The sequence below is a fragment of the Nonomuraea sp. B10E15 genome, from assembly GCF_039871615.1.
Classification (GTDB): Bacteria; Actinomycetota; Actinomycetes; order Streptosporangiales; family Streptosporangiaceae; genus Nonomuraea.
Window position 1 is genome coordinate 42,451 of record NZ_JBDPMB010000018.1, and the last position, 23,266, is coordinate 65,716.

Here is a 23,266-nt window from a genome sequence, read left to right on the forward strand (position 1 = left end):
ACCTACCCGGGGGCGACCAGACCTTTGATGTAGTCGAGGTAGCCCTCGGCCTGGGCCAGCTGATCCCGCTTGAGCTGCTGCAACATCGGCGCGACGACCTCCTGCTGGTGGCGGGCGAATTTTTTGATCTTCGGAGAGCGTGGTTCGGCCCGTCTCAGCCTGCTGATCCCCGCGCGCGTCGATTCCTCCATGTCCTTCAGCGTCCTGCCGACCAGCGGGCCGCCGTTGGACGAGCCGAGCAGGCTGGCGACCTCTTCCGCGCGGGCCTTGGCCGAGCGGAGCTCGCGCTCGCCGCGCGCGGCCTCGTTGGTGCTGAGCCCGACGAGAGCGCTCTCCGCGGCGCGCTTGAGAGGGTAGAGGGAGTCGCCGGGGACCGCCTGGTAGGTGGAGAAGGACGCGACCATCATGGCCGCCGCCAGTCCGAAGGCGGCCAGCTGCGACAGCAGCGGCCTCGGGCGCGGGGGCCGGCGGTGGGCGTGTCGTGGGCGGGCCGACCTCTCGGGCAGGAGTTCGCCGGTGATCGGCCCGGTGATCGGCCCGGTGATCGGCCCTGTGATCGGCCCGGTGATCGGCGCGGTGGTCGGCCCTGTGACCAGCTCGGCGCGGAGCCGGTCGCGGAAGGCGGGGTCAGGGGCGCCGCCGAGAGGCAGCCTGGGCAGGTCCGTGAGCTGCTCGAGCACGCGCTCCCGCCGTTCGCGTGCCCTACCCATGACGGCTCCCTTACGGATCCTGCTGTGACATTTGCCTAACGAGGTGCGGATGGTGGAGGTTACGCCAGGTCGTGCTTAAGAGCCCTGGCCAGCGCCCGGATGGCCCGAAACTGCAGCGCTTTGATCGCTCCGCTCTTCTTTCCCATGATGAGCGCGGTCTCCGCGAGCGACAGGCCGTGCAGGAAACGCAGGACCACGCATTCCTGCTGTTCGGGATTGAGATCCCGGACGGCACGCAGCACCCGGTCGTTGATGATGGCCGTGACCACGGCGTTCTCCGGAATGTGCGAGCCGTCGAGCGGGACATCGATCACTTCTCCCGTCGGCACCTCGAGCCGGTAGCGGCCGGACTTGAAGTGGTCGGTCACCAGGTTTCGCGCGATGGTCACGAGCCAGGCGCCGAAGTCGCGGCCCTGCCAGGTGAAGTCGGCGATCCTGCGCAGCGCGCGCAGGAAGGTCTCGCTGGTCAGGTCCTCGGCGAGGGGGTGGGAGCCCACCCGGAAATAGATGTAGCGGTAGACGAGGTCCACGTAGCGGTCGTAGAGCGTGCCAAACGACTCCGTGCAGCCGCTCTTGGCATGAAGCACCAGCGTGCGTACGTCATCGGGCACTTCTTCGTGCACGGCGAGCTCGCCCGTCAGGGCAGGCGCGGCGCCCGCTGGCGCAAGCAGCCCGGCGAACGGCGACGAGTCAGGCATCCGGTATCCCTGGGGGTAAGGGGTGCGGCTGCTCGAACACTCTAGAAATCAACCGGAAATTCCACAATCCACAGCATGCTGGCATGACTAGGCGTAATCGGAAGATACCGTGTTACCGCGAACCCCCGCCGCCTGCGGCGCGCATCTCGCTGCCCGTGGCCCCCAAGGGCGGCCCGAGCAGGCACGTTTCGTCTACGGCTACCGGCTGGGAGGCATAGTCCGGCAGCATTGGAGTCACCATGGAGATCCTCGTTGCTGTCATAGCCCTTGCCGGTGCGCTCCTGGCCGCGTTCGCGGCGGGCGCCCTGATCCAACGACTGAGGGACGAGCCGGACGGGTGGTTGATCGCCTGGACCGTCGCGGTGACCGCGCTCGCGCTGTCACTGGGCGTGATCGCCATCGGCTCCTTCTTCGGGTTCGGCAGCGTCACGTTCCGGATCTACCAGGTGACGGGGTCGTTGCTGGCCCCGCTCTGGCTGGCCGTCGGCATGGTGCAGCTGCTGGCGGAGAAGGCGCCGCCGAGATTCCTGTCCTGGTTGTTCGGCATCGCGCTCACCGTCGTCTCCGTCGCGATCATGATCTTCGACCCGCTCCGCGTCGAGCAGATGGGCCAGGCGCTGCCGTCGGGCTCGGCCGCCTGGGCGATCATCCCCAACTATCTGCTGACCGGCGTGCACGCCATCGACGCGCTGGTGATGCTGGCGATGCTCGTGGTCGCCGGGCTCAGGTGGCGCGACGGCGACGAGTACGACACCGACAACCTGCACGCCTCGGCCGTCATCGTCCCGTCAGGGCTGGCGCTCGTGGGCGCGATGCGGTTCTCGGTGCCCGCGATCTTCACCACGGCGCTGCTCGCCGTCGCCGCGGCGGCCGTCTGGTACACCGTGCTGCGGCCCCTGGCGCCGTACGAGGACGACGAGGACGACTTCGCCCCCGAGCGCGACGAGCGCCCGCCGCGCGGTGACGATCGCTCTCAGCGCCGCGACGTACGGGCACAGCACCGCGAGGAGCGGCCGGCGCCCGCGGTCCCGCCGGGGGAGCGCCCGATGTTCCGCGACGAGCAGCCGGGCCACCGGGGCCGGCCGGAGAGCGTGCCCGCCGCCGACCCGCCGCGCAGATCGTCGGGGCTGGGCGATCTTGTGGCCGAATATCGCGCGGGCGACCAGGAGGTCGACTACGCCGCCCGCATGGCGCCGCCGCCCGACGCCGGGCCCTCGACCGGCTACATCATGAACGGCGCGCCGCCCGCCGGCGCGTCGTCCCAGCGGCCCGACTTCGCCATGCCGGGCACGGGGTCGGTCTTTCCCGGCGCCGACGTGTTCACCCCGGCGCAGCAGCAGGCCGGCGGCAAGCCCTCGCCCAACATCTACGGCCTGCTCACCGTCTTCACGATCATGGACGGCGCGGGCGACGCGTTCGACATGCTGGCCGAGGCCACGGTCGAGGCGGTGCGCCGCGGCGAGCCCGACACGCTCGTCTACGCCTGCCACGCGGTCAAGTCGGCGCCCCTGCAGCGCATCGTCTACGAGCTTTATCGCGACGAGATCGCCTACCGCGACCACCAGCGCCAGCCGCACGTCGAGAGGTTCATCAACGAGCGGCAGGCGATGGTGCTGGCCACCAACGTCATCGAGCTCAACGTCAACGCCGCCAAGGTGGTGCCGCTGCCGACGGTGATGTTCTAGGCGCTGAGCGCGGCGCGCAGGCGGGTCTCGTCGACCCGCCAGAAGTCGTGCTGCACGCCGTCGATCAGCGTGACCGGGATCATCTCCCAGTATTTCTCCTTGAGCTCCTCGGAGGAGTCGATGCTGACCTCCTCCCACGGCACGCCGAGCTCGTCGGCCACTCTGGCGATGACCTCGCGCGCGTCGTCACACAGGTGGCAGCCGGGCTTGCCGAGCAGGGTGATGCGATGCATGAGGCCAACGGTATGCGAGACGTCCGCCACTTCGCGCCCGCGACTTTGTGCATCGGTTCACAAAGGGATTAACCTGAAAGACGGTTCGATTCCGTTCACCGCGGTCCCCAAGCCGCCTGTTCCCTGGAGCTCCGGCACGTGAAGAGCCCGTCCCAACCCCGTGACCGCGGCATTCCCGAGGCGACGGTCGCCAGGCTTCCGTTGTACCTGCGGGCGCTGCACGGGATGGCCGAGCGGGGCGTCGCGACCGTCAGCTCCGAGGATCTGGCCGGGGCCGCCGGGGTCAACTCCGCGAAGCTCCGCAAGGATTTGTCACATCTCGGTTCGTACGGCACGCGTGGCGTAGGCTATGAAGTCGAATACCTCGTCTACCAGATCTCGCGCGAGCTCGGCCTGACGCAAGACTGGGCGGTCGCGATCGTGGGAGTCGGCAACCTCGGGCGTGCGCTGGCCAACTACGGCGGCTTCGTCTCCAGGGGCTTTCGGGTCGCGGCGCTCGTCGATGCCGACCCCGAAGTCGTGGGCGACACCATCGCGGGATTGAATGTGGAGCACATCGACGACCTGGAAGCCGTGATCGTTCAGCGTGGAGTCTCGATCGTGGTTCTGGCGACACCTGCGGTGGCGGCGCAGAAGGTGTGTGATCGCGTGACAGCCGTGGGAGTGACCAGCATCTTGAATTTTGCCCCAGTTGTGCTTTCGGTCCCGGACGGCGTCGATGTCCGTAAAGTCGACCTATCAATCGAACTGCAGATTCTCGCGTTCCACGAGCAACGCAAGGCTGGGGGGCCACTCATGGCGGTGGACAGTCAATGAGTGTTCTGGCTATCGGACTCAGCCACCGGACGGCGCCGGTGGCCCTGCTCGAGCGCGTCTCGGTGACGGGTGACGCCCTCGCCAAGCTCCTGCACGACGTGCAGGGCGACCCCTGCGTGGCGGAGGCCATGGTCATCTCGACCTGCAACCGGGTCGAGGTCTACGTCACGGTCGACCGCTTCCACGCCGCCGTCACCGCCGTCAGCCGCCTGCTGGGCGTGCACTCGGGCGTCCCCGTCGAGGAGCTCACGCCACACCTCTACGTGCACTACGAGGAGCGGGCCGTCGAGCACCTGTTCTCCGTGGTGTGCGGCCTCGACTCCATGGTCGTCGGCGAGGGTCAGATCCTCGGCCAGGTCCGCCGCTCCCTCAAGCTGGCACAGCGCCGCGGCACCGTCGGCGCGACCCTCAACGAGCTGGTCCAGCAGGCGCTGCGGGTGGGCAAGCGGGCCCACCACGAGACCGGCATCGACCAGGCCGGAGCCTCCCTCGTCACCGCGGGCCTCACGCTGGCCGGCGACCTGGCCGGGCGGCGGGCGCTGGTGGTCGGCGCGGGCTCCATGAGCTCGCTGGCCGCCGCCACGCTGGCGCGGGCCGGGGTCACCGACATCGTCGTGGCCAACCGCACGTACGACCGCGGCGCCCGGCTGGCCGAGTCGGTCGGCGGCCGGGCGGTCGAGTTCTCCGCCGTGGCCGACGAGCTGGCCGGCGCCGACCTCGTCATCACCTGCACAGGCGCGGGCCGCCACGTCATCACGCCCGGCATGCTGACCCGGCCCGTGTTCCTGCTCGACCTGGCGCTGCCGCACGACATCGACCCCTCCGTACGCGCCGTGCCCGGCGTCACGCTGGTCGACCTGGAGACGATCCAGGACTCCGGCGTCGGCGCGCGCGAGGGCGACGCGGTCGAGTCCGTACGCGCCATCGTCGCCGAAGAGCTGCGGGCCTACGTCGACGCCGAGCGGGCCTCCAGGGTCACGCCGACCGTGGTGGCGCTGCGCAGCAAGGCGGCCGGCGTCGTCGAGTCGGAGCTCGGCCGGCTCCTCATGCGGATGCCCGACCTGGACGAGCGGGCGCGCGACGAGGTCGCCATGACCGTGCAGCGGGTCGTCGACAAGCTGCTCCACGAGCCGACCGTGCGCGTCAAGCGGCTCGCCACCTGCCCGGGCGGCGATCATTACGCCGAAGCGCTGCGCGAGCTGTTCGGCCTGGATCCGACGATGCCCGAGGCAGTGAGGGAGGTGGAGCTGTGACCTCGCTTCCGCACGCGTTGCGGCTGGGCACCCGCCGCAGTCTCATGGCGACCACGCAGTCCCAGATGGTGGCCGACGCCTACATGGAGCGCACCGGCCGCGCGATCGAGCTGGTCGGCATCACGACCTTCGGCGACGTGACCAGGGCCCACCTCGCGCAGCTCGGCGGCACGGGCGTGTTCGTCAGCGCGCTGCGCGACAAGCTGATCGACGACGAGGTCGACTTCGCTGTCCACTCGCTGAAGGACCTGCCCACCACGCAGGACCCCCGCTTCACGCTGGCCGCGCTCCCCGCCCGCCACGACCACCGCGACGCGCTGGTCGGGCCGCGCAAGTTCGCCGATCTCGCCCCCGGAGCCAGGGTCGGCACCGGCTCCCCCCGCCGGGTCGCCATGCTGAGCGCCCTGCGGCCCGACCTCGAATACGTCCCGATCCGCGGCAACGCCGACACGCGCATCGGCAAGGTCACCTCCGGCGAGCTCGACGCCGTCGTGCTCGCCTCCGCCGGCCTGAACAGGATCGGCCGCGACGCGGAGGTCGCGCAGATCTTCGAGGTCGAGGAGCTGCTGCCCGCCCCCGGGCAGGGCGCGCTGGCGGTGGAGTGCCGCGCCGACCGCGCCGACCTGGTCGAATTCCTCGGCGTGCTCGACGACCCGCGCACCCGCTCCGCGGTGACGGCCGAGCGCGCCGTGCTGAACGCGCTCGAGGCCGGATGCTCCGCACCGGTGGGTGCGTTCGCGGCCGATGACGGGCACACTCTGAACCTGACCGCAGTGGTCGTCTCGCTCGACGGCCGCGAGGCGGTCCGCAAGTCCGCCGCCGGCTCACCTTCGGAGGCTGCTAACCTGGGCCGCCTCCTGGCGGCCGAGATGATCTCCGAAGGGGCCGACAGATTGATGGGGGAGCAGTCCCATTGAGCTCCGATAGTCCAACCTCCGGTCTCGTCGCTTTCGTGGGCGCGGGACCCGGCGATCCCAAGCTGCTCACGCTCCGCGCCGCCGAGTTGCTCGGTAAGGCCGGCGTGGTGGTGCTCGACACGGAAACGCACAGCCCGCTGCTGGGGCACTGCCGCGAAGGCGTCGAGGTCGTCGAGGACGACCTCCAGTCCGCCGTCAAGCGCGCCGCGCGCGGGGAGGTCGTGGTCCGCCTGTGCGAGGGCGACCCGACGCTGTTCTCGTCGATCACCGAGGAGGTCGCGGCCTGCGCCGCGGCGGGGGTGGACTTCGAGATCGTGCCCGGCGTGCCGGCCGCGACCGCCGTGCTCGACTACGCCGGCATCCCGGCGGCCACCGAGATGCCGGAGTTCAGGGTCGTCGACGCGGCCCAGGACCAGGACTGGGCCGTCCACGCCGCCTGCCGCGGCACGCTGGTCATCTACCACGGCATCGGCGACGCCGTGGCCATCGGCAAGGCGCTCATCGCCGGAGGCAAGCCCGACACCACCCCCGTCGCGGTGACCAGCGGCGGCACCACCACCGAGCAGTACACCGTGGTGTCCTCGCTCGGTCGGCTCCAGGCCGACCTCAAGCACGCCGGGTTCATCGAGCCGGCCCTCATCGTGGTCGGCGACGCCGTGGAGTCGCGCGACAGGCTGTCGTGGTTCGAGACCAAGCCGCTGTTCGGGTGGCGGGTGCTGGTGCCGCGTACGAAGGAGCAGTCCCGCAGCCTGTCGGAGCAGCTCATCTCGTACGGCGCGGTGCCCGAGGAGGTGCCGACCATCTCGGTCGAGCCGCCCCGCACCCCGCAGCAGATGGACCGCGCCATCAAGGGCCTGGTCACCGGGCGCTACGAATGGGTGGCCTTCACCAGCGCCAACGCGGTCAAGGCCGTGCGCGAGAAGTTCGAGGAATACGGCCTCGACGCGCGCGCGTTCGCCGGGCTCAAGGTGGCCGCGGTGGGCGACGCGACCGCGCGGGCCCTGGTCGAGTTCGGGGTCAAGCCCGACCTGCTGCCGTCGGGCGAGCAGTCGTCCGAGGGGCTGGTGGCCGAGTGGCCGCCCTACGACTCGATGCTCGACCCGATCAACCGTGTGCTGCTGCCGAGGGCCGACATCTCCACCGACACGCTCGTGGCCGGGCTCACCGAGCTGGGCTGGGAGTGCGACGACGTCACCGCCTACCGCACCGTGCGGGCCGCGCCGCCGCCCGCGCCCATCCGCGAGGCCATCAAGGGCGGCGGCTTCGACGCCGTGCTCTTCACGTCGTCGTCCACCGTGCGCAACCTCGTGGGCATCGCGGGCAAGCCGCACAACGTCACCGTGATCGCGGTCATCGGGCCGCAGACGGCCAAGACCGCCGAGGAGTTCGGGCTCCGCGTCGACGTCATGGCCGGAAAACCGTCCGCGTCCGCCTTGGCCACCGCGTTGGCCGAGTTCGGAGCCAAGCAGCGCCAGGCGGCCGTGGCCGCCGGCGACACCCCGCGCCGGCCCTCGCAGAACCGCCGTGGCGCCAGGAGGAGGGCCAGATGAGCGCGCGATTCCCCGTCGCCCGTCCCCGCAGGCTGCGCAGGAGCCCCGCCCTGCGCCGCATGGTGGCCGGCACCAGGGTGCACCCCGCCGACCTGATCCTGCCCGCGTTCGTCAAGGAGGGCATCGCCGAGCCGCAGCCCGTGGCCTCGATGCCGGGCGTGGTCCAGCACACCCGTGACTCGTTGCGCAAGGCCGCCCACGAGGCCGCGCAGGCGGGTGTGGGCGGGCTGATCCTGTTCGGCATCCCGGCCGTGAAAGACGCGCGCGGCTCGGCCGCCGACGACCCCGACGGCATCCTTCAGGTCGCGCTGCGCGAGGTGAACGCCGAGGTCGGCGACGCCGTCGTGGTGATGGCCGACACGTGTCTCGACGAGTTCACCGACCACGGGCACTGCGGCATCCTCACCTCCTCGGGCGACGTCGACAACGACGCCACCCTGGAGCGGTACGCCTCGATCGCGGTCGCCCAGGCGGCGGCCGGGTCGCAGATGGTGGCGCCGAGCGGGATGATGGACGGCCAGGTGGGGGCGATCCGGGCGGCGCTCGACGGCGCCGGCCACGGCGACGTCCCTATCCTGGCCTACACCGCGAAATACGCCTCGGCCTTCTTCGGGCCGTTCCGCGAGGCCGCCGAGTGCGCACCGCAGTTCGGCGACCGCAGCACCCACCAGCAGGATCCCGCGGGCCCGCTGGAGGAGGCGCTGCGCGAGCTCCGCCTCGACCTCGCCGAGGGCGCCGACGCGGTCATGGTCAAGCCGGCCATGGCCTACCTCGACGTCATCACCCGCTTCCGCGACGAGGCCGACGTGCCCGTGGCGGCCTACCAGGTGAGCGGCGAATACGCCATGATCGAGGCTGCCGCGGGCAACGGCTGGGTCGACCGCGACCGGACGATCATGGAGTCCCTGGTCGCGATCAAGCGTGCGGGGGCCGACCTGATCCTCACCTACTGGGCGACCGAAGTGGCGCGGCGGCTCTAACCGAGGGGTTCCCGTCAACGCGTGAGGCGCGTGCGTTAGAGTGCGAGCAGACGAGAAAGCTGTTACACGGCTGCCGTTACGGCCTCGACCTGGCACGCACATGAGCAGGTTCTCGTCAGGCAACCAAGTGCCGGTGTGTCCCGCGTGTGCGTACGGCCCGGAGCCGGGACCTCCTCAGGCGCTGGACTCGACGGGAGACACCAATGGTGGGGGTACCACTGGCTCGGCGTACCAGAAAACGTTCGCGGCCTACACGCATCGATCTCGTGCTCGAATACGCCGCGATGGGCTGGCCCGCGGTGCCAGGGGCGTTCCCGCTGCGACAGGGGCCGCGCGCCTGTTCGTGTGACCGCCTCGGCTGTCCCGACCCCGGCGCCCATCCGCTGTCGCCCGCCTGGCACCTGCAGGCCACGACCGACCCGGCGCTGCTCACGCGCTGGTGGCAGGCCGAGCCGGAAGCCAACGTGATTCTTCCCACCGGCCGCGTGTTCGACGTCTTCGACGTGCCGCTCGCGATCGGACTCTCCGCACTCACCCGCATCGACAACGCCGGAGCGCACTCAGGCCCGGTCGCCGCCAAAGGCGACCGGGTCTTGTTTTACGTGGCGACACGGGGCAACCCGGAGGACGAGGACGAGTGGTGGTCGTGCCACCTCGACTGTGACCCCGCCACGATCGACGACACGCCTGGGCTGCGCTGGCACTGCCGTGACAGCTATGTCGTCGCGCCGCCCTCCACCCTGCCGGCCGGCCAGCCGGTCTCCTGGCTGCGGCCGCCCGACGGCCTGCCCCTGCCCGACCCGCTGCGCATCCTGGAGTGGCTGGCCGACTGAGGTCATGACCGGCGGATGTCGCGCTGGTCGACCTCGGTCACGACCTGCGCCACCGTGGCGAAGTCGTCGTCGACGTGCAGCACCGTGAGCCCATGGTGCACGGCGGTGGCGCACACCAGCAGATCGATGGGTCCGGCCGAGCGGTGCTGGCCTTTCTGGGTGAGTTTGTACTGTGCGTTCTCCACCCAACGCCAGGCGGTCTTCGGGACTGGCGCGAACTCGCAGAGCGTGTTGAGCTCCTCTTCCAGGTGGTCTCTATGGGCGGGGCCGGTGGCCGAATAGAGGAACTCCGTCCTGGTGGGCTCGCAGATCCGGAGCGGTTGCGTGGTGATCCGGTCGGCCCACTCCTCCAGCACATCGGTGTTCCGCAGGAGATGCCACAGTGCCGACGTGTCGACGAGGTAGGACATCAGGTGATGGCCCTTTTCCAAGCCGCTTTCGCCGCGCGGCGGGCCTGCGCCGCCTCGTCGAACTCGCCACGCTCTGCCCGGGCGGCCAGCTTCTCCAGGGCCTCGATCCGCCTTACCCGGGCGACGTACTCACGGAGGGCGACGTTCACGGTCTCCTTTTTGGTCGTCGTTCCCATCATGCGCATGGCCTCTTTGAGGGCGTCGTCATCGACGTCGATCTGTGTTACGGCCACGAATCCTCCCGATGTTGATGACCCTTATAGATAGCATACATCGCCACCATGGCGAGGTCGTCCCGCGACGAAGGGCGAGGGGGCCCGCGGCTAACCTGGGTCGGGTGAGCCGTACACAGAACTCCGAGGACCTGTTCGCCCGCGCCCGCCGGCTCGTGCCCGGGGGCGTCAACTCTCCGGTGCGCGCGTTCGGCGCGGTGGGCGGCACGCCCCGCTTCATGGCCTCGGCGCAGGGCCCCTACCTCACCGACGTCGACGGCAACCGCTACGTCGACCTGGTCTGTTCCTGGGGCCCGATGATCCTCGGCCACCGCCATCCCGCGGTCGTCGAGGCCGTGTCCGAGGCGGCCGCCCACGGCTTCTCCTACGGCACCGCCACGCCCGGCGAGGTCGAGCTGGCCGAGGAGATCGTCGGCAGGATGGCGCCCGTCGAGAAGGTGCGCCTGGTCAGCTCCGGCACCGAGGCGACGATGAGCGCCGTGCGGCTGGCGCGCGGCTTCACCGGGCGGTCCAAGGTGATCAAGTTCGCCGGGTGTTACCACGGGCACGTCGACGCGCTGCTGGCCGCGGCCGGGTCGGGGGTGGCGACGTTCGGGCTGCCGGACACGCCGGGCGTGACGGGGGCGGCGGCGGCCGACACGATCGTGCTGCCGTACAACTCGGTCGAGGCGGTAGAGCAGGCGTTCGCCGCCGGCGACGTCGCGTGCGTGATCACCGAGGCGTGCCCGGCGAACATGGGGGTGGTCCCGCCGCGCGACGGCTTCAACGCGCGGCTGCGCGAGTTGTGCACGGCCCACGGCGCGCTGCTCGTCGTCGACGAGGTGCTGACGGGCTTCAGGGTCTCGCGCTCCGGCTGGTACGGCCTCGACCCGGTCGACGCCGACCTGATGACGTTCGGCAAGGTCATGGGCGGCGGGCTGCCGGCGGCGGCGTTCGGCGGCCGGGCCGACGTCATGGCCCACCTGGCTCCTGAGGGCCCCGTCTACCAGGCGGGCACGCTGTCCGGCAATCCGCTGGCCTGCGCGGCGGGGCTGGCCACGCTCCGGGCGCTCGACGACGACGCCTACGCGCGCGTGGACGCCGCGGCGTCCCAGGTGGGCGGCGCGGCCTCGGAGGCGCTCGCCGCGGCGGGGGTGCCGCACCGGCTGCAGCGGGCGGGCAGCCTGTTCTCGATCTTCTTCACGGAGTCGGAGGTCACGAACTTCGAGGAGGCGAGGACACAGGACACCGCCGCGTTCACCGCGTTCTTCCATGCGATGCTGGAGCAGGGCGTCTACCTGCCGCCGTCGGCGTACGAAGCGTGGTTCCTGTCGGCCTCGCACGACGACGAGGCACTCAACCGCGTCGCCGACGCGCTCCCGGCGGCGGCGAAGGCGGCCGCGGCCTAGGCCGGCCGCGCGAGGGTGCTCTCCAGGCGCTCGGGGCTCCGCCGGACGCGGCGGGGCCTGCTGCCGGAGTAGAGCACGCCCGCGATGATGAGCGCCGCCGCCAGCACCGTGGGCCACGACAGCGGCTCGCCGGTCACCAGCGCCGCCGACGACATGCCGAACACCGGCACGAGCAGCGCGTACGGCCCCACGGTGGAGGCGTCGTAGCGGCGAAGCAGGAATCCCCAGGCGCCGAAGCCGCCCAGCGTGGAGACGAACGCCACGTACGCGAGGGACAACCAGCCCTCGAGCGGCGCGTCCAGCGTCGGCGCGCCCTCCAGCAGGAAGGACATGAGCAGGAGCGGCGGCGTCGACAGGGCGCTGACCCAGACCATGAAGCGCAGCGAGTCGGGGGGCGCGGCCCTGCGCTGGATGATGATGCCGACGCTCCAGGCGGCCGCGGCGGCCACGCAGAGCGCGAAGGCTCCGATCGGGCCCGACACGCCGAAGTCGAAGGCGACCAGGACGAGCCCGCAGAACGCGACGGCCAGCCCCGTGAGGCGGCGCGCGGTGAGCCGCTCACCGAGCAGCGTCGCCGCGAACAGCACGGTGAACAGTGCCTGCGTCTGCAGGACGAGCGAGCTCAGCCCGGCCGGCATGCCGGCCCGCATGCCGACGAGCAGCAGGCCGAACTGGCCCACGCCGATGGCCGCGGCCACCCCGGCCACCCAGCGCCATGCGACCCCCGGCCGCCCCACGAACAGCAGGGCGGGGAACGCCGCCAGGGCGAACCTGAGGCCGGAGTACTGCAGGGGTGCGAAGTGTCGAAGGCCGGTCTGCATGACGACGAAGTTGAAGCCTCAGACCAAGCGCAGGAGCTCGCCGCGAGAGAGCGACGTAGGAGCCAACGAGTGGCGAAGCGGGCGCGACCATGAGCACGCGGCTATGCCGACGGCGAGGGCGAGGTGCCGGGGGCTCATTCAGCGAGCGGGCTTCTGGTAGCGGATGCGCTGCTCGCGGGCCTGCTCGGCGAGGACCTTGAGGTACGAGACGGTGTCGGGGCGCTGCCTCTTCAGCTTGATGATTCTCATGCATCTATTTTCATCTGCTACACAATCAACCACAAGCGAGACTTTCTACGCTAAACCATTTAGACTGGCTTACATGTTGGACTTGAACCGGCTCAAGGCTCTTCACGCTGTGCACGTCTACGGGTCGGTCGGCGCCGCCGCCGACGCGCTGATGGTGACCCCGTCGGCGGTGTCCCAGCAGATCGCCAAGCTGGAACGGGAGACCGGCGCCAAGCTCATGGAGCGCAACGGCCGCGGCGTACGGCTGACCGACGCGGCCGGCCTGCTCGCCGAGCACGCCGAGCGCATCCTCGCCCTGGTCGAGACCGCGGAGGCCGACTTCGAGGCGCTGCGCGGCGAGGTCGTCGGCCGGCTCAACGCCGCCGCCTTCCCCACCGCCTCGCGCGGCCTCATGCCCGCCGCCCTCGTCGCGCTCAGGGGACGCCACCCCGACCTGTGGGTGCAACTGCACGAGCGCGAGCCCGAGCGCGTCGTACGCGACGTGGCCAGGGGCGAGCTCGACCTGGGCGTGATCCAGGACTGGCTCAACAGGCCCATGGCCATCCCCGACGGCCTGTCCAGGGCCACGCTGCTCGACGACATCGCCGACGTCGCGATCCCCGCCGACCACCCGCTGGCGGGCAGGAAGGAGGTGGAGCTGGCCCAGCTGCACGGCGAGCGGTGGATCAGCGGCTCGCCCGGCACCGTCTGCCACGACTGGCTGGTCTTCACGTTGCGCAGCGCCTCGATCGAGCCGGTGATCGCCTGCATGGCCGAGGAATATCCGACCCAGCTCGCGCTCGTGGCCGCCGGGCTGGGTTGCGCGATCGTGCCCCGGCTCGGCCGGGACTGCGTGCCCGACGGCGTGAGCCTCGTTCCCCTCAGGCCGCGCCAGTCACGCCGCATCTACGCGATCTGGCGCTCCGACGCAGCCCGCCGCCCCGCGATCAGGGCCATGGTCGAGGCGCTCGCCGAGGCCAGCAGGACGCAGGAGAACGCCTGGGCGGTCAGCTGAGCGTGACGGCCACGATGCCGCCGACGATCACGCCCGCCGCCAGCAGCCTGCGCCGCAGGTCGCCCTCGGCCAGCAGCCGCCCGCCGAGCAGGACCCCGATCAGCACGCTGACCTCCCGGGCCGGCGCCACCACGCTCACCGGCGCCATCGTGAAGGCGAACAACACCAGCACGTACGAAACGAAGATCAGCACAGCCGTCCCCACGATCCGGAACCGGTGCTCGCGCCACACGGGCAGCACCAGCTTGCGCCGCGTGCCCAGCACGACGGGCGCGAGCACGAGAGCACGGGCGGCCTCGCCGAGGTAGTTGAGCATGAGCGGCGCCACCGCGAACGCGGTCACCACCTGCGAGTCCCACACCGTGTAACCGGCGATGAACACCCCCGTGGCCAGCCCGGGCGCCACCGCCTTGAGCCCGGCACTCGCGTTGCCGCCGCTGAGCATGAACACGCCGATCCCGACCAGCACGATCCCCGCCACACCGGCCGGCGACGGCCGCTCGCCGAGGAACAGCACGGCGAAGAGGCTGGCCAGCATCGGCCCGGTGCCGCGCGCGACCGGATAGACGACCGACAGGTCCGCGGTGCCGTACCCCCGCTGGAGCAGCACGAAGTAGCCGAGGTGCAGGGCCATGCTGCCGCTGATCACGGCGAGGTCCTGCCAGGTAGGAAGGTCGGCCGTGACGATCAGGTATCCGGCGAACAGCGGCGCCCACACGACCGCGGCCGCGACGGCGACGAGCCAGACGAAGACGAGGCCGTCGGCCTGGGAGGCCTTCTTGCTCAAAATGTTCCACGAGGCGTGGGCGACGGCGGCGACCAGGATGAGGACGAGTGCCCATGGACTCAACGCGGCGCCTCCCCTCAGGGCGCGACTTTACCCTCGCGTGAACGCCGGGCTGACGCGGGCCCCAAGGGCTCGGCGCGTGGCTCGGCGCGACCGAGCGGATAGGCTGTGCCACACCATGGCTGAAATGACCGTCGTCCACCTTCTGCGTCACGGTGAGGTGCACAACCCCAAAGGCATCCTCTACGGCAGGCTGCCCGGCTACCACCTGTCGGAGACCGGCCGGCTCATGGCCGAGACGGTCGCCAAGGCGGTCGGCGGCCGTGACATCGTCGCCGTCTACAGCTCGCCGCTCGAGCGGGCGATGGAGACGGCGACGCCGCTCGCCGACAAGCTGGGCCTTGAGATCACGCAGGACGTCCGGCTGATCGAGGCCGGCAACCTGCTGGAGGGCCGCATCTCGGGGCCCGGCCTGGCGCTGCTGCGCAACCCGCGCAACTACCGCTATTTCTGGAATCCGCTCCGCCCGTCATGGGGCGAGTCCTATCCGGCCATCGTCCAGCGCATGCGCTCGATGATCGACGACGCCAGGGCGGCGGCGCGCGGGCACGAGACGGTGCTCGTCAGCCACCAGCTCCCCATCTGGGCGATCAGGATGGCCGCCGAGCGGCGCAGGCTCTGGCACGATCCCCGGCGCAGGCAGTGCGCGCTGGCCAGCCTCACCACGTTCACGTTCGACGGAGATCGTCTGGTCAGCGTGGGCTACAGCGAGCCGGCCGGCTCGCTCGATCCCGGCCCTTCAGTCCCCGGAGCCTGAGGCGCTCCCCGATGTACGGGGTGGGCGGCGCCGCCGGTAGAGTTGCAAGCTCTACCGGTTGTAGTACAAGGAGATCTTCCTCCGTGCGCACCAAGTCCATCCTTCTCGTTCTCCTGGCTGCGACGGTCGCCGGCTGCGCGGGCAATCAGAGCGGCCAGCCGCAGGCGGGTGACACCCGTTTCGTCGCGGGCGACGGGAAGATGCAGGTGTTCGAGGCGGGCGAGCGCAAGCCGGCGCCCGCGATCGAGGGCCCCACGCTCGACGGGGGCACCGCATCGCTCGCCGCGCACAAGGGCAAGGTCGTGGTGCTCAACTTCTGGGCCTCGTGGTGCGGCCCGTGCCGGGCCGAAGCTCCCGTGCTCAAGGAGGTCGCCGCCAAGACCAAGGACAGCGGGGTCGAGTTCCTCGGCGTCGACTTCAAGGACCGCCAGGCCGACGCGCTGGCCTTCGAGCGCACCGAGAAGACCGGCTACCCCCACATCTTCGACCAGCCCGGCAAGGTCGCGCTGGCCTTCCAGGGCACGGTGCCGCCGGCCGCCATCCCGTCCACGCTGATCATCGACGAGCGGGGCCGGATCGCGGCCAGGGCGCTGGGCGCGGTGAAATACACCGACCTGCTCAACGCGGTGACCAAGGTGCGCGATGAATGACGTCGTCGCCTCGGGCTCGCTGCTGCTCGCGGTGCCGATCGCGGTGCTCGCCGGGGTGGTGTCGTTCCTGTCGCCGTGCGTGCTGCCGCTGGTGCCCGGCTACCTGTCCTACGTGACCGGCATGAGCGCCGACCCCAAACGCGGGCGGCTGGTGCTCGGCACGGTCCTGTTCGTGGCCGGGTTCGGGCTGGTCTTCGTGCTCAGCGGGGCGCTGTTCGGCGGGCTCGGGTCGGTCATGCTCGGCAACGCCGAGATCATCACACGGGTGCTCGGCGTGCTCACCATCCTGCTGGGACTCGCGTTCCTGGGCGTCGTGCCCGGCCTGATGCGCGACGTGCGCATCCACCGGGTGCCGTCCGCGGGGCTGGCGGGCGCGCCGCTGCTCGGGGTGGTGTTCGGGCTCGGGTGGACCCCGTGCATCGGGCCCACGCTGGCCGTCGTGCTGGCGCTCGGGCTCAACGAGGGCAGCGCCGGGCGCGGGGCGCTGCTCGCGGTCGCGTACGCGCTCGGGCTCGGGCTGCCCTTCGTGGGGGCGGCGCTCGCCTACAGCAAGGCCCTGCGTACGTTCCGTGCCATCCGCAAACACTCGCGCCTGATCACCAGGGTCGGCGGCGGCATGATGGTGGCCGTCGGCGTGCTGCTCGTGACCGGGCTCTGGGGAGAGATGATCGCGGCCATGCAGGGTCTGATCGGCGCCTTCGAGCCGGTGATCTGATGAGCGTCCAGGAGCTGGAGAAGCCGCGCTCGCCCAGGCCGGCCGGGTTCGGGCCGGTGGGCTGGCTGCGCTGGGGATGGCGCACCCTCACCTCGATGCGTACGGCGCTGATCCTGCTGTTCCTGCTGGCCCTCGGCAGCGTGCCCGGCTCGGTGGTGCCGCAGCGCGGCGTCGAGCCCGGCAAGGTGGCCACGCTCTATGAGCAGAACCCGGCCCTCGCCGAGTGGTACGACAGGTTCCAGCTCTTCGAGGTGTTCTCCTCGACCTGGTTCGCCGCCGTCTACCTGCTGCTGTTCACCTCGCTCATCGGCTGCATCGTCCCGCGCACCACGACCTACCTGCGCGAGTTGCGCCGCAAGCCGCCCGCCGCGCCGAAACGGCCGTCCAGGCTGCCGCACTCCGCCACGTTCGACGGCGACCTCACGGTCGAGCAGGCCGCCCGGCGGCTGCGCGAGATGCGTTTCCGGGTCGCCACCGGCGACGGCTGGGTGTCGGCGGAGAAGGGCTACCTGCGCGAGACGGGCAACCTGTTCTTCCACGTCGCCCTGCTCGGCATCCTGATCGCGATCGGCGCCGGCTCGCTCTTCGGCTACCGGGGCAACGTCCTGGTCGTCGAGGGCGACGGGTTCGCCAACACGGTGGCCGCCTACGACCGGTTCATGCCCGGCAGCCAGGTGTCGGCCGAGTCGCTGGAGCCGTTCTCCTTCGAGCTGGCCGACCTCAAGGTCTCCTACCAGGTCACGGGCGAGAGGAAGGGCCAGGTGCTCGACTACGCGGCCCGCCTGAAGGTCAACGACTCGCCCGAGGCGCCCGCCCGCGACTACGAGCTCAAGGTCAACGAGCCCCTCGACGTCGGCGGCACCCAGACCTATCTGATCGGCAACGGCTACGCCCCCGTCTTCAGGGTGACCGACGGCAAGGGCCAGGTGGCCTTCGAAGGGCCCGTCCCGTGCCTCATCGAGGACAAGGCCACGATGACCTCGGGATGCGTGGTCAAGGCGCCCGACGCGCAGCCGGAGCAGCTGGGATTCCTGCTGCGCTTCCTGCCCACGAGCGTGCCGCTGACCGACGGCAGCCACGTCTCCGCCTTCCCCGGCGAGCTCAACCCCGAGGTGCAGGTGCTCGGAGCCTTCTCCGGTGACCTGGGCGTGCGCTCGGGCCGGCCGCAGTCGGTCTACGAGCTGGCGCCGCCCGAGGTGATGAAGAAGCTCAACCCGCTGCTCATGGCCTCCGACACGCCCAGGCCGCTGGCCGTGGGGCAGTCGGTCGACCTGCCGGGCGGCGTGGGCACGATCGAGTTCACCGGGGTCAAGGAGTGGATCACGCTCCAGACGACCTACGACCCCGGCCGCATTCCCGCGCTGGTGGCGGGCGGCACCGCCGTCGTCGCCATCGCCCTGTCGCTGATGATCAGGCGGCGCAGGGTGTTCGTCAGGATCGAGGGCGGCAAGGTCGAGGTGGGCGGCCTGACCCGCACAGAGGGTTCCGCGGCGGGCTTCACCGAGGAGTTCGCCGACATCGTCAAGGATCTATCAGCAGGAGAAAAGGATGTCCGCTGAGCAACTCGCCGAGCTGAGCGACCTTTTCGTCGTCGCCGCCGTCCTGCTCTACGTCGTCGCGATGATCGGGTTCGCGATCGAGCTCGCCTTCGGCCGGGCCCGTCCCGGTGCGGCCGCGCGGTCCGCGGCCGGCCCGCTCGCCGCCAGGAAGCCGGTCACGGTCGGCGCCACAACTGTTGACGGGGCGCCGGGCCGCGACGCGGTCACGGGGCTCCCGGGTGACCACGTGGACGCGGGCGACGACGCGACGGCGCCCGGAGGAGACGTCGCCGCGACGGTTCGGGACGGCGGCGCGCCGCAGTCGAGAACCGCGGTCAGGGCCGGTACGGCCGCCCTGGCGCTTGCGTGGCTCGGCTGGGCCGCGAACCTCGGCGCCATCGCCACCCGCGGCCTGGCCGCCGACCGGTGGCCCTGGGGCAACATGTACGAGTTCGTGGTGGCCATCTGCTTCGCCGCCGTGACCGCGTTCCTGCTCACCCAGGTGCGCACCAACGTGCGCTTCCTCGGCTCCTTCGTCATGGTCACCGCCGCGCTCGGTCTCGGCCTCGCGGTGAAGACCTTCTACACCACGGCGGGGCCGGTGGTGCCGGCGCTCGACTCGTACTGGATCGCCATCCACGTCTCCGCCGCGATCGTCGCCAGCGGCCTGTTCACGATCGCGGGGGTGTCAGGCGTGCTCTACCTGCTGCGCGGCGACGGGCTCTCGCGGCTGCCGGCCCGCGCCGACCTGGAGCGGGTGGCGCACCGGGCGATCGTGCTCGCCTTCCCGGTGTGGACGTTCGCCGTCATCGCGGGCGCTCTCTGGGCCGACCGCGCGTGGGGCCGCTACTGGGGCTGGGACCCCAAGGAGGTGTGGTCGTTCATCACGTGGATCGGCTACGCCGCCTACCTGCATGCCAGGGTGACGGCCGGCTGGCGCGGGAGGTCGGCGACGATCGTGCAGTTGGTGGCGTACGGTTGCCTCCTGTTCAACCTGGTCGGGGTCAACATCTTCTTCGAGGGCCTGCACAGCTACGCCGACGTGGACTAGCTGACGTCGTCACCGCGCATGCGGCGGTCGAGATCACGGAGGAAGTCGGGGTCGTCGTCCGGTCCCTTCGGCGTGCCGGGGCCCGGGGGGACGGGCCATGCCGCCCGCGGGGCCCGCGGGCGGCCACGGGCCATCCACACCAGGCCGCCGAGCAGCGGGATCAGCACGACTATCAGGATCCAGAGCGCTTTTGGTACGTTCCTAACTTCGTCTTCCGGCGTGGTCACCACGTCGAAGAGGGAGAAGAGCCAGAAGGCGAGCAGCCCAAGGCCGATAAGAACACCTGCCATGCCCGAACTGTAAGCCATCCTCAGCGTGATCGTGCCGCTTGATGTCCCATTTCGGGTGACTAGGAGAAGATCGACGTCGTACGGTGGAACCCGATGTGCCGGTCTGCATGGGCTTCACGGCGTTGAGGGGTGCGATGGCCTTTTCTCACGACAAGGGCCGGCATCGACGCGGACGTTGGTGGCGGCGCGGTTCCTACCTCTTCTCCCGGCGCGGCGAGGCGCCACCCGACTCCGAGCGCTCGTTCTGGTCCAACGCCCGTGAAAGGCGCAGGGAGGCCCGCGCGGCGGCCAGAGAACGCGAGGGCACGGACCGCCGGCGTCCGGCGGGCAGCGGCAAGCTCAGCGGCCGCCAGGAGCGGTCGGCCTGGCCCGGCGCGGGCCAGCCGGAACGCAGGCACTGGCCCGGGGGCGATCAGCCGGACCGCAGGCACTGGCCGGGGGCCGACCAGCCGGAGCGCGGCGCCTGGCCGATCGCCGGGCAGCCGGAGCGGGGATGGCCGGGCGGTGACCGTGCGGAGCGCGGGGCCCGGCCTGAAGGGGAGGCGGGGACGTCGCCGGGCCGTCGCGAGCGCCAGGTGACGTGGGACGCCTTCACGGTGCGCGAGCGCCGCGCGCGGCTGCCGGCCGCCGTGGCCGAGCGCCCCCGCTACACCTGGTACGACTTCGAGCTCAACGAGGAGCCGCCCAGGGCGCAGCCGAACCGGCCCGACGTGCCCTCGATGGGCGACGGTTTACGCCACTGCGGCAGGCTGGAGCAGATCCTGCACCGGCAGTGGGACGTCCGGAGAGGGCCGCCGTCCCCCGAGGTCGTCCACGCGGTGGAGAGCCTGGCCCGGCTGCCCGACGGGCTCAAGGACAAGCTCGCGGCCGGCCTCGAAGGCATCTACGTCGGCCCCGGAGGCGTGCCCGACCTCGACGACATGGGCTACTTACGCGGCGCCCCCTTACCGTCGGGCCGCGCGACCTGGGACATCTGCGCGGGTGCGTACGGGGACCGCAAGATCGTGGTGGGCGACCGTCCCTCGCCCACCCCTGACGTGATGATGCACGAGGTCGGCCACGCCATCGACGACGTCGATTCGGCGCACGGCGAGTGGGTATCGGACTCGCCCGAGTTCGTGCGGCTCTACGAGACGGCCATGCCGGTGCTGGCCTCGACGTTCCACCGCCAGGGAGGCGGGCTGGGACGCAAGGAGTTCTTCGCCGACGCCTTCGCCGCCATCGCCTCCCGCCAGCGTCCCGCCCTGGTGGACATGCTCGGAGGCGACACGCGGATGGCGCTCGACGTCATGCTGTTCTTCAACCGGCGCTACGGAATCTAGGTGGTCCACCATGTACGTCATCCGGCTCGCGGACGGGACGCTACGCGTGCCGCAGAGCCTGACCAGCGAAGACGGTCGGCTGATCGGCAACGCGTACGTGGAGCTCCAGCCCGATGATCCCGATTACGAGACGTTCCTGCCCGAGGCGCTGACGGAGGAGGAGGCAGCCGAGCGCCGCCGGCGCTGGGAAGAGGAGAACGACGATCTGGAACGCGAGTTCCTGGCCTTCAAGGCCGAGCAGGAAGGTGCCTGAGGGGGGAACGGACGGACAGGCGCCAGCCACGGTCGGCGGATGGCGCCGCCCCGTGCTCACCGTACGGAAGTGTGGCCGGGAAGCACGCAACAAGTCGATCCCGTCCGCGGTGATCCTGGCGGACAGGATCACCGACTGGACGGAACGTCAGACGCGCGGGGACTCACCTGCCGGCCTGTCGGCCGTGAGAACGTCCTCGCCTCGGAGAAGGGCGTGGACTTCCGACTCGCGGAAGCGCCGGTGCCCTCCGGGGGTGCGGATACTGCTGATGCGGCCTGCCGCAGCCCAGCGCGTAACCGTCTTTGGGTCTACCCGGAAGAGGGCGGCAACCTCTCCTGGGGTCAGCAGACGCTCGCTGCTACTCTCCACCAATCTCTCCCCCTCGCATCCCGCTTCCTGCCAGCGGGCGGACAGGTAACCAGTGTGTCGAGCGAAGCCTGATTTATCCGTGGTTTTCTACAAAGATCACGGGTTGTTATCAGCTGACTGCCCGATTGTTATATGATAGAGCCTCTTTGGGGCTCTCGTGGGTGTTTCTTTACGAAACTCCCTGACTGGGACAGTAGCAGTGCTCGCGTCTGATGCGAAGAGCGACCGCGACACGGGTCCGAGTAACCTCGAACCCGTGCGTCCCGTTCTCGTTTACACCGCGTCGCGGATCGGCCTGTTTCTGGTGACCCTGAGTGTGCTGTGGCTGCTCGGACTGACTAACCCGCTGGTGCTGATCGTCTGCTCATTCCTGATCAGCGGCATAGCCAGCTACGTCCTGCTGTCCAGACAGCGTGATGCCCTGAGTGCGCGCATCAGCGACAAGGTCGACCGGCCGAAGCCGCACGACGACTAGGGCAGGGGGAACATGCCAATCCGGGCATGGTACTCCCGTCCGAGTCTCGTCGTGTCGCTACCGACAAGTAGTCCGGTGGGATGCGCGTAAAACGCCTTCACGCCGATCCCGCGCTCGCGCGTCGGATTCCAACTCAGGGCCTTTCCCGTGCGCGGATGAATGGCGCCGATGCCGGGCCGTGACACCGCTCCAGGGCCGGCGGAGTCGCGGCCCCGCGGATTGTCCAGCCAGCGCAGGTGCCCGCCCACATAGACCGCCGCCCCCGTCACCGAGACCGCGTAGAGCGAATCGCCCCCCGTGCTGTTGACCCAGGTCGGCTTGATGCGCGAGCCCTTGGCGTAGGTCTCGAACCTGGCGGTCGTGTCGCACATGCCGGCCCTCGGGCCTCCCGTGGTGACCACCGCGAAATAGCGGCCGTCGGGGGAGAAGTCGAGGCCGCGCACGTACGACGGGAACGCGGCCATGCACTTGCGCGCGTACACGTCGGTCCGCCACGGAGCGACCCTGGCCACGCGCCCGCTGACGTCGATCAGCCCGAGCTGCGGCCTGGACGCGCCGTCGAGCGTGGTGAACGTGCCGTCCACGGCGAGCCTGTCGCGCGAGACGGCCAGCGCGTAGACCTTCACCTGCCTGGTCAGCGGCTTGCCCGGCGTGATGGCGAAGTCGGGGTCGGCCGCGCCGGTGACCGCGTCGAGCCTGGCCAGCGCGGTGCGCGGGCTGATGAAGTCGCCGCCGACGTACAGCTTGGAGCCCTGCCGGGCCAGCGTGGTCACCGTGCCGCCGCCGATGCGCGGTGCGAAGCCGGGCACCAGCGCGCCGTCGGAGAGGCGCAGCTTGGCCAGCGCCCTGGACGGCTCGTTGTTGACGCCGTAGAACTGGCCGCCGACGTAGACGGTGCCGCGCTCGCCCGCGGCCAGGCCGTGGACGGCGCCGGGGACGACGGGCGCGAAGTCCTCCAGGATCCGGCCGGTGGCCAGGTCGTAGGCGAACACGTTGGAGCGCGGATAGGTGGTGGTGCGGGCGGCGTCGGCGACCTCGCTGAACGCACCGCCGACCACGACGGTGCGACCCACGACGGCGATGGCGTTGACGATGCCGTCGAGCACGTGGGGAGTGCTGTCGATCGGGTCGGCCAGCACGACGCGAGGATGCGCGGTGGGGGCCGAGGCGATGATCGCCGCAAGGGCGAGACGGGCAAGCATTCGCCAATTTTTAGCAGACGTTGCGTA

At 70.6% G+C, this 23,266-nt stretch carries 27 protein-coding genes; 17 read left to right on the plus strand and 10 right to left on the minus strand.

The annotated features are described in order from the left end of the window. Nucleotides 1-2: 2 nt before the first annotated feature. Together ABGB14_RS36085 and ABGB14_RS36090 are read right to left on the minus strand one after the other, a co-directional pair. Nucleotides 3-710: a DUF5667 domain-containing protein gene (locus ABGB14_RS36085; RefSeq protein ID WP_347648334.1), complete on the minus strand. Its 708-nt coding sequence runs from the start codon at nucleotides 708-710 to the stop codon at nucleotides 3-5. 59 nt (nucleotides 711-769) lie between these two features. Continuing rightward, a complete protein-coding gene (locus ABGB14_RS36090) occupies nucleotides 770-1,408 on the minus strand; it encodes a sigma-70 family RNA polymerase sigma factor (RefSeq protein ID WP_347648335.1) in 639 nt (212 codons plus the stop codon). A 239-nt stretch (nucleotides 1,409-1,647) separates the two neighbouring features. On the opposite strand from ABGB14_RS36090, the gene ABGB14_RS36095 reads away from it, so the two are divergent. After that, complete coding sequence (locus ABGB14_RS36095) at nucleotides 1,648-3,093, plus strand: antibiotic biosynthesis monooxygenase (RefSeq protein WP_347648336.1); 1,446 nt, start codon at nucleotides 1,648-1,650, stop codon at nucleotides 3,091-3,093. Here ABGB14_RS36095 and ABGB14_RS36100 read toward each other — a convergent pair. Next, nucleotides 3,090-3,326: a glutaredoxin family protein gene (locus ABGB14_RS36100; RefSeq protein ID WP_347648337.1), complete on the minus strand. Its 237-nt coding sequence runs from the start codon at nucleotides 3,324-3,326 to the stop codon at nucleotides 3,090-3,092. The two genes, ABGB14_RS36095 and ABGB14_RS36100, sit on opposite strands and share 4 nt — an antisense overlap. Nucleotides 3,327-3,464: 138 nt before the next feature. Here ABGB14_RS36100 and ABGB14_RS36105 point away from each other — a divergent pair, with 138 nt between their 5' ends. The 6 genes from ABGB14_RS36105 to ABGB14_RS36130 all read left to right on the plus strand — a co-directional run bounded on the left by ABGB14_RS36105 (nucleotide 3,465) and on the right by ABGB14_RS36130 (nucleotide 9,675). Beyond that, nucleotides 3,465-4,142 (plus strand): redox-sensing transcriptional repressor Rex, encoded by a 678-nt coding sequence (locus ABGB14_RS36105; RefSeq protein ID WP_347648338.1) that lies wholly within the window; start codon nucleotides 3,465-3,467, stop codon nucleotides 4,140-4,142. Further along, nucleotides 4,139-5,395, plus strand: a complete 1,257-nt coding sequence (locus ABGB14_RS36110) for a glutamyl-tRNA reductase (RefSeq protein WP_347648339.1) — start codon at nucleotides 4,139-4,141, stop codon at nucleotides 5,393-5,395. The genes ABGB14_RS36105 and ABGB14_RS36110 overlap by 4 nt, the downstream gene beginning before the upstream one ends. After that, a complete protein-coding gene (gene hemC, locus ABGB14_RS36115) occupies nucleotides 5,392-6,312 on the plus strand; it encodes a hydroxymethylbilane synthase (RefSeq protein WP_347648340.1) in 921 nt (306 codons plus the stop codon). The genes ABGB14_RS36110 and hemC overlap by 4 nt, the downstream gene beginning before the upstream one ends. A 35-nt stretch (nucleotides 6,313-6,347) precedes the next feature. Next, complete coding sequence (locus tag ABGB14_RS36120) at nucleotides 6,348-7,862, plus strand: uroporphyrinogen-III synthase (RefSeq protein WP_347648341.1); 1,515 nt, start codon at nucleotides 6,348-6,350, stop codon at nucleotides 7,860-7,862. Then, the gene (gene hemB, locus ABGB14_RS36125; RefSeq protein ID WP_347648342.1) at nucleotides 7,859-8,842 is read left to right on the plus strand and encodes a porphobilinogen synthase; all 984 of its coding nucleotides are present in this window, start codon (nucleotides 7,859-7,861) and stop codon (nucleotides 8,840-8,842) included. Before ABGB14_RS36120 ends, hemB begins: the two co-directional genes overlap by 4 nt. A 203-nt stretch (nucleotides 8,843-9,045) precedes the next feature. Further along, the gene (locus ABGB14_RS36130; protein WP_347648343.1) at nucleotides 9,046-9,675 is read left to right on the plus strand and encodes a bifunctional DNA primase/polymerase; all 630 of its coding nucleotides are present in this window, start codon (nucleotides 9,046-9,048) and stop codon (nucleotides 9,673-9,675) included. 2 nt (nucleotides 9,676-9,677) lie between these two features. Here the strand turns inward: ABGB14_RS36130 and ABGB14_RS36135 are convergent, their stop codons facing one another. Together ABGB14_RS36135 and ABGB14_RS36140 are read right to left on the minus strand one after the other, a co-directional pair. Beyond that, the gene (locus ABGB14_RS36135) at nucleotides 9,678-10,085 is read right to left on the minus strand and encodes a PIN domain nuclease (RefSeq protein WP_347648344.1); all 408 of its coding nucleotides are present in this window, start codon (nucleotides 10,083-10,085) and stop codon (nucleotides 9,678-9,680) included. After that, entirely contained in the window at nucleotides 10,085-10,318 is a 234-nt protein-coding gene (locus tag ABGB14_RS36140) for a type II toxin-antitoxin system VapB family antitoxin (RefSeq protein WP_347648345.1), read from the minus strand. The genes ABGB14_RS36135 and ABGB14_RS36140 overlap by 1 nt, the downstream gene beginning before the upstream one ends. Before the next feature lie 104 nt (nucleotides 10,319-10,422). On the opposite strand from ABGB14_RS36140, the gene hemL reads away from it, so the two are divergent. Next, nucleotides 10,423-11,706, plus strand: coding sequence for a glutamate-1-semialdehyde 2,1-aminomutase (gene hemL, locus ABGB14_RS36145; protein ID WP_347648346.1), 1,284 nt, complete (start codon nucleotides 10,423-10,425; stop codon nucleotides 11,704-11,706). On the opposite strand, the gene ABGB14_RS36150 is transcribed toward hemL, so the two are convergent. After that, nucleotides 11,703-12,527: an EamA family transporter gene (locus tag ABGB14_RS36150; RefSeq protein WP_347648347.1), complete on the minus strand. Its 825-nt coding sequence runs from the start codon at nucleotides 12,525-12,527 to the stop codon at nucleotides 11,703-11,705. The genes hemL and ABGB14_RS36150 overlap by 4 nt on opposite strands. A gap of 322 nt (nucleotides 12,528-12,849) precedes the next feature. Here ABGB14_RS36150 and ABGB14_RS36155 point away from each other — a divergent pair, with 322 nt between their 5' ends. Continuing rightward, on the plus strand, nucleotides 12,850-13,770 hold the full coding sequence (locus ABGB14_RS36155) for a LysR family transcriptional regulator (RefSeq protein ID WP_347648348.1): 921 nt from the start codon (nucleotides 12,850-12,852) through the stop codon (nucleotides 13,768-13,770). Here the strand turns inward: ABGB14_RS36155 and ABGB14_RS36160 are convergent. Next, nucleotides 13,763-14,620, minus strand: coding sequence for a DMT family transporter (locus ABGB14_RS36160; RefSeq protein ID WP_347648349.1), 858 nt, complete (start codon nucleotides 14,618-14,620; stop codon nucleotides 13,763-13,765). The genes ABGB14_RS36155 and ABGB14_RS36160 overlap by 8 nt on opposite strands. 115 nt (nucleotides 14,621-14,735) lie before the next feature. Here ABGB14_RS36160 and ABGB14_RS36165 point away from each other — a divergent pair, with 115 nt between their 5' ends. From ABGB14_RS36165 to ccsA, 5 genes are all read left to right on the plus strand, one after another. Continuing rightward, nucleotides 14,736-15,374, plus strand: a complete 639-nt coding sequence (locus ABGB14_RS36165) for a histidine phosphatase family protein (protein WP_347648350.1) — start codon at nucleotides 14,736-14,738, stop codon at nucleotides 15,372-15,374. Between the two features lie 83 nt (nucleotides 15,375-15,457). Further along, entirely contained in the window at nucleotides 15,458-16,024 is a 567-nt protein-coding gene (locus ABGB14_RS36170) for a TlpA disulfide reductase family protein (protein WP_347648351.1), read from the plus strand. After that, nucleotides 16,017-16,739: a cytochrome c biogenesis protein CcdA gene (locus ABGB14_RS36175; RefSeq protein ID WP_347648352.1), complete on the plus strand. Its 723-nt coding sequence runs from the start codon at nucleotides 16,017-16,019 to the stop codon at nucleotides 16,737-16,739. Before ABGB14_RS36170 ends, ABGB14_RS36175 begins: the two co-directional genes overlap by 8 nt. Continuing rightward, nucleotides 16,739-18,298 (plus strand): cytochrome c biogenesis protein ResB, encoded by a 1,560-nt coding sequence (locus ABGB14_RS36180; RefSeq protein ID WP_347648353.1) that lies wholly within the window; start codon nucleotides 16,739-16,741, stop codon nucleotides 18,296-18,298. The genes ABGB14_RS36175 and ABGB14_RS36180 overlap by 1 nt, the downstream gene beginning before the upstream one ends. After that, nucleotides 18,288-19,328: a cytochrome c biogenesis protein CcsA gene (ccsA, locus tag ABGB14_RS36185; protein WP_347648354.1), complete on the plus strand. Its 1,041-nt coding sequence runs from the start codon at nucleotides 18,288-18,290 to the stop codon at nucleotides 19,326-19,328. The genes ABGB14_RS36180 and ccsA overlap by 11 nt, the downstream gene beginning before the upstream one ends. Here the strand turns inward: ccsA and ABGB14_RS36190 are convergent. Further along, the gene (locus ABGB14_RS36190) at nucleotides 19,325-19,618 is read right to left on the minus strand and encodes a PLD nuclease N-terminal domain-containing protein (RefSeq protein ID WP_132592429.1); all 294 of its coding nucleotides are present in this window, start codon (nucleotides 19,616-19,618) and stop codon (nucleotides 19,325-19,327) included. The two genes, ccsA and ABGB14_RS36190, sit on opposite strands and share 4 nt — an antisense overlap. 134 nt (nucleotides 19,619-19,752) lie before the next feature. Between ABGB14_RS36190 and ABGB14_RS36195 the strand changes: the two genes are divergently transcribed. Further along, on the plus strand, nucleotides 19,753-20,940 hold the full coding sequence (locus ABGB14_RS36195) for a hypothetical protein (RefSeq protein WP_347648355.1): 1,188 nt from the start codon (nucleotides 19,753-19,755) through the stop codon (nucleotides 20,938-20,940). Between the two features lie 10 nt (nucleotides 20,941-20,950). Continuing rightward, the gene (locus tag ABGB14_RS36200) at nucleotides 20,951-21,193 is read left to right on the plus strand and encodes a hypothetical protein (protein ID WP_347648356.1); all 243 of its coding nucleotides are present in this window, start codon (nucleotides 20,951-20,953) and stop codon (nucleotides 21,191-21,193) included. A gap of 147 nt (nucleotides 21,194-21,340) precedes the next feature. On the opposite strand, the gene ABGB14_RS36205 is transcribed toward ABGB14_RS36200, so the two are convergent. Next, nucleotides 21,341-21,562 (minus strand): BldC family transcriptional regulator, encoded by a 222-nt coding sequence (locus ABGB14_RS36205; RefSeq protein ID WP_026214226.1) that lies wholly within the window; start codon nucleotides 21,560-21,562, stop codon nucleotides 21,341-21,343. Nucleotides 21,563-21,818: 256 nt separating this feature from the next. Between ABGB14_RS36205 and ABGB14_RS36210 the strand changes: the two genes are divergently transcribed. Then, entirely contained in the window at nucleotides 21,819-22,037 is a 219-nt protein-coding gene (locus tag ABGB14_RS36210) for a DUF4229 domain-containing protein (protein ID WP_347648357.1), read from the plus strand. Here ABGB14_RS36210 and ABGB14_RS36215 read toward each other — a convergent pair. Next, entirely contained in the window at nucleotides 22,034-23,239 is a 1,206-nt protein-coding gene (locus ABGB14_RS36215) for a hypothetical protein (protein WP_347648358.1), read from the minus strand. The genes ABGB14_RS36210 and ABGB14_RS36215 overlap by 4 nt on opposite strands. Nucleotides 23,240-23,266 lie beyond the last annotated feature (27 nt).

Coding starts and splice junctions, on each gene's coding strand:
- ccsA (WP_347648354.1), top strand. CDS start 18,288: ATGTCCGCTGAGCAACTCGCCGAGCTGAGCGACCTTTTCGTCGTCGCC.
- ABGB14_RS36135 (WP_347648344.1), bottom strand. CDS start 10,085: ATGTCCTACCTCGTCGACACGTCGGCACTGTGGCATCTCCTGCGGAAC.
- ABGB14_RS36180 (WP_347648353.1), top strand. CDS start 16,739: ATGAGCGTCCAGGAGCTGGAGAAGCCGCGCTCGCCCAGGCCGGCCGGG.
- ABGB14_RS36190 (WP_132592429.1), bottom strand. CDS start 19,618: ATGGCAGGTGTTCTTATCGGCCTTGGGCTGCTCGCCTTCTGGCTCTTC.
- ABGB14_RS36150 (WP_347648347.1), bottom strand. CDS start 12,527: ATGCAGACCGGCCTTCGACACTTCGCACCCCTGCAGTACTCCGGCCTC.
- ABGB14_RS36200 (WP_347648356.1), top strand. CDS start 20,951: ATGTACGTCATCCGGCTCGCGGACGGGACGCTACGCGTGCCGCAGAGC.
- ABGB14_RS36085 (WP_347648334.1), bottom strand. CDS start 710: ATGGGTAGGGCACGCGAACGGCGGGAGCGCGTGCTCGAGCAGCTCACG.
- ABGB14_RS36130 (WP_347648343.1), top strand. CDS start 9,046: ATGGTGGGGGTACCACTGGCTCGGCGTACCAGAAAACGTTCGCGGCCT.
- ABGB14_RS36095 (WP_347648336.1), top strand. CDS start 1,648: ATGGAGATCCTCGTTGCTGTCATAGCCCTTGCCGGTGCGCTCCTGGCC.
- ABGB14_RS36165 (WP_347648350.1), top strand. CDS start 14,736: ATGGCTGAAATGACCGTCGTCCACCTTCTGCGTCACGGTGAGGTGCAC.
- ABGB14_RS36155 (WP_347648348.1), top strand. CDS start 12,850: ATGTTGGACTTGAACCGGCTCAAGGCTCTTCACGCTGTGCACGTCTAC.
- ABGB14_RS36215 (WP_347648358.1), bottom strand. CDS start 23,239: ATGCTTGCCCGTCTCGCCCTTGCGGCGATCATCGCCTCGGCCCCCACC.
- hemB (WP_347648342.1), top strand. CDS start 7,859: ATGAGCGCGCGATTCCCCGTCGCCCGTCCCCGCAGGCTGCGCAGGAGC.
- ABGB14_RS36195 (WP_347648355.1), top strand. CDS start 19,753: ATGGCCTTTTCTCACGACAAGGGCCGGCATCGACGCGGACGTTGGTGG.
- ABGB14_RS36090 (WP_347648335.1), bottom strand. CDS start 1,408: ATGCCTGACTCGTCGCCGTTCGCCGGGCTGCTTGCGCCAGCGGGCGCC.
- ABGB14_RS36110 (WP_347648339.1), top strand. CDS start 4,139: ATGAGTGTTCTGGCTATCGGACTCAGCCACCGGACGGCGCCGGTGGCC.
- ABGB14_RS36100 (WP_347648337.1), bottom strand. CDS start 3,326: ATGCATCGCATCACCCTGCTCGGCAAGCCCGGCTGCCACCTGTGTGAC.
- ABGB14_RS36175 (WP_347648352.1), top strand. CDS start 16,017: ATGAATGACGTCGTCGCCTCGGGCTCGCTGCTGCTCGCGGTGCCGATC.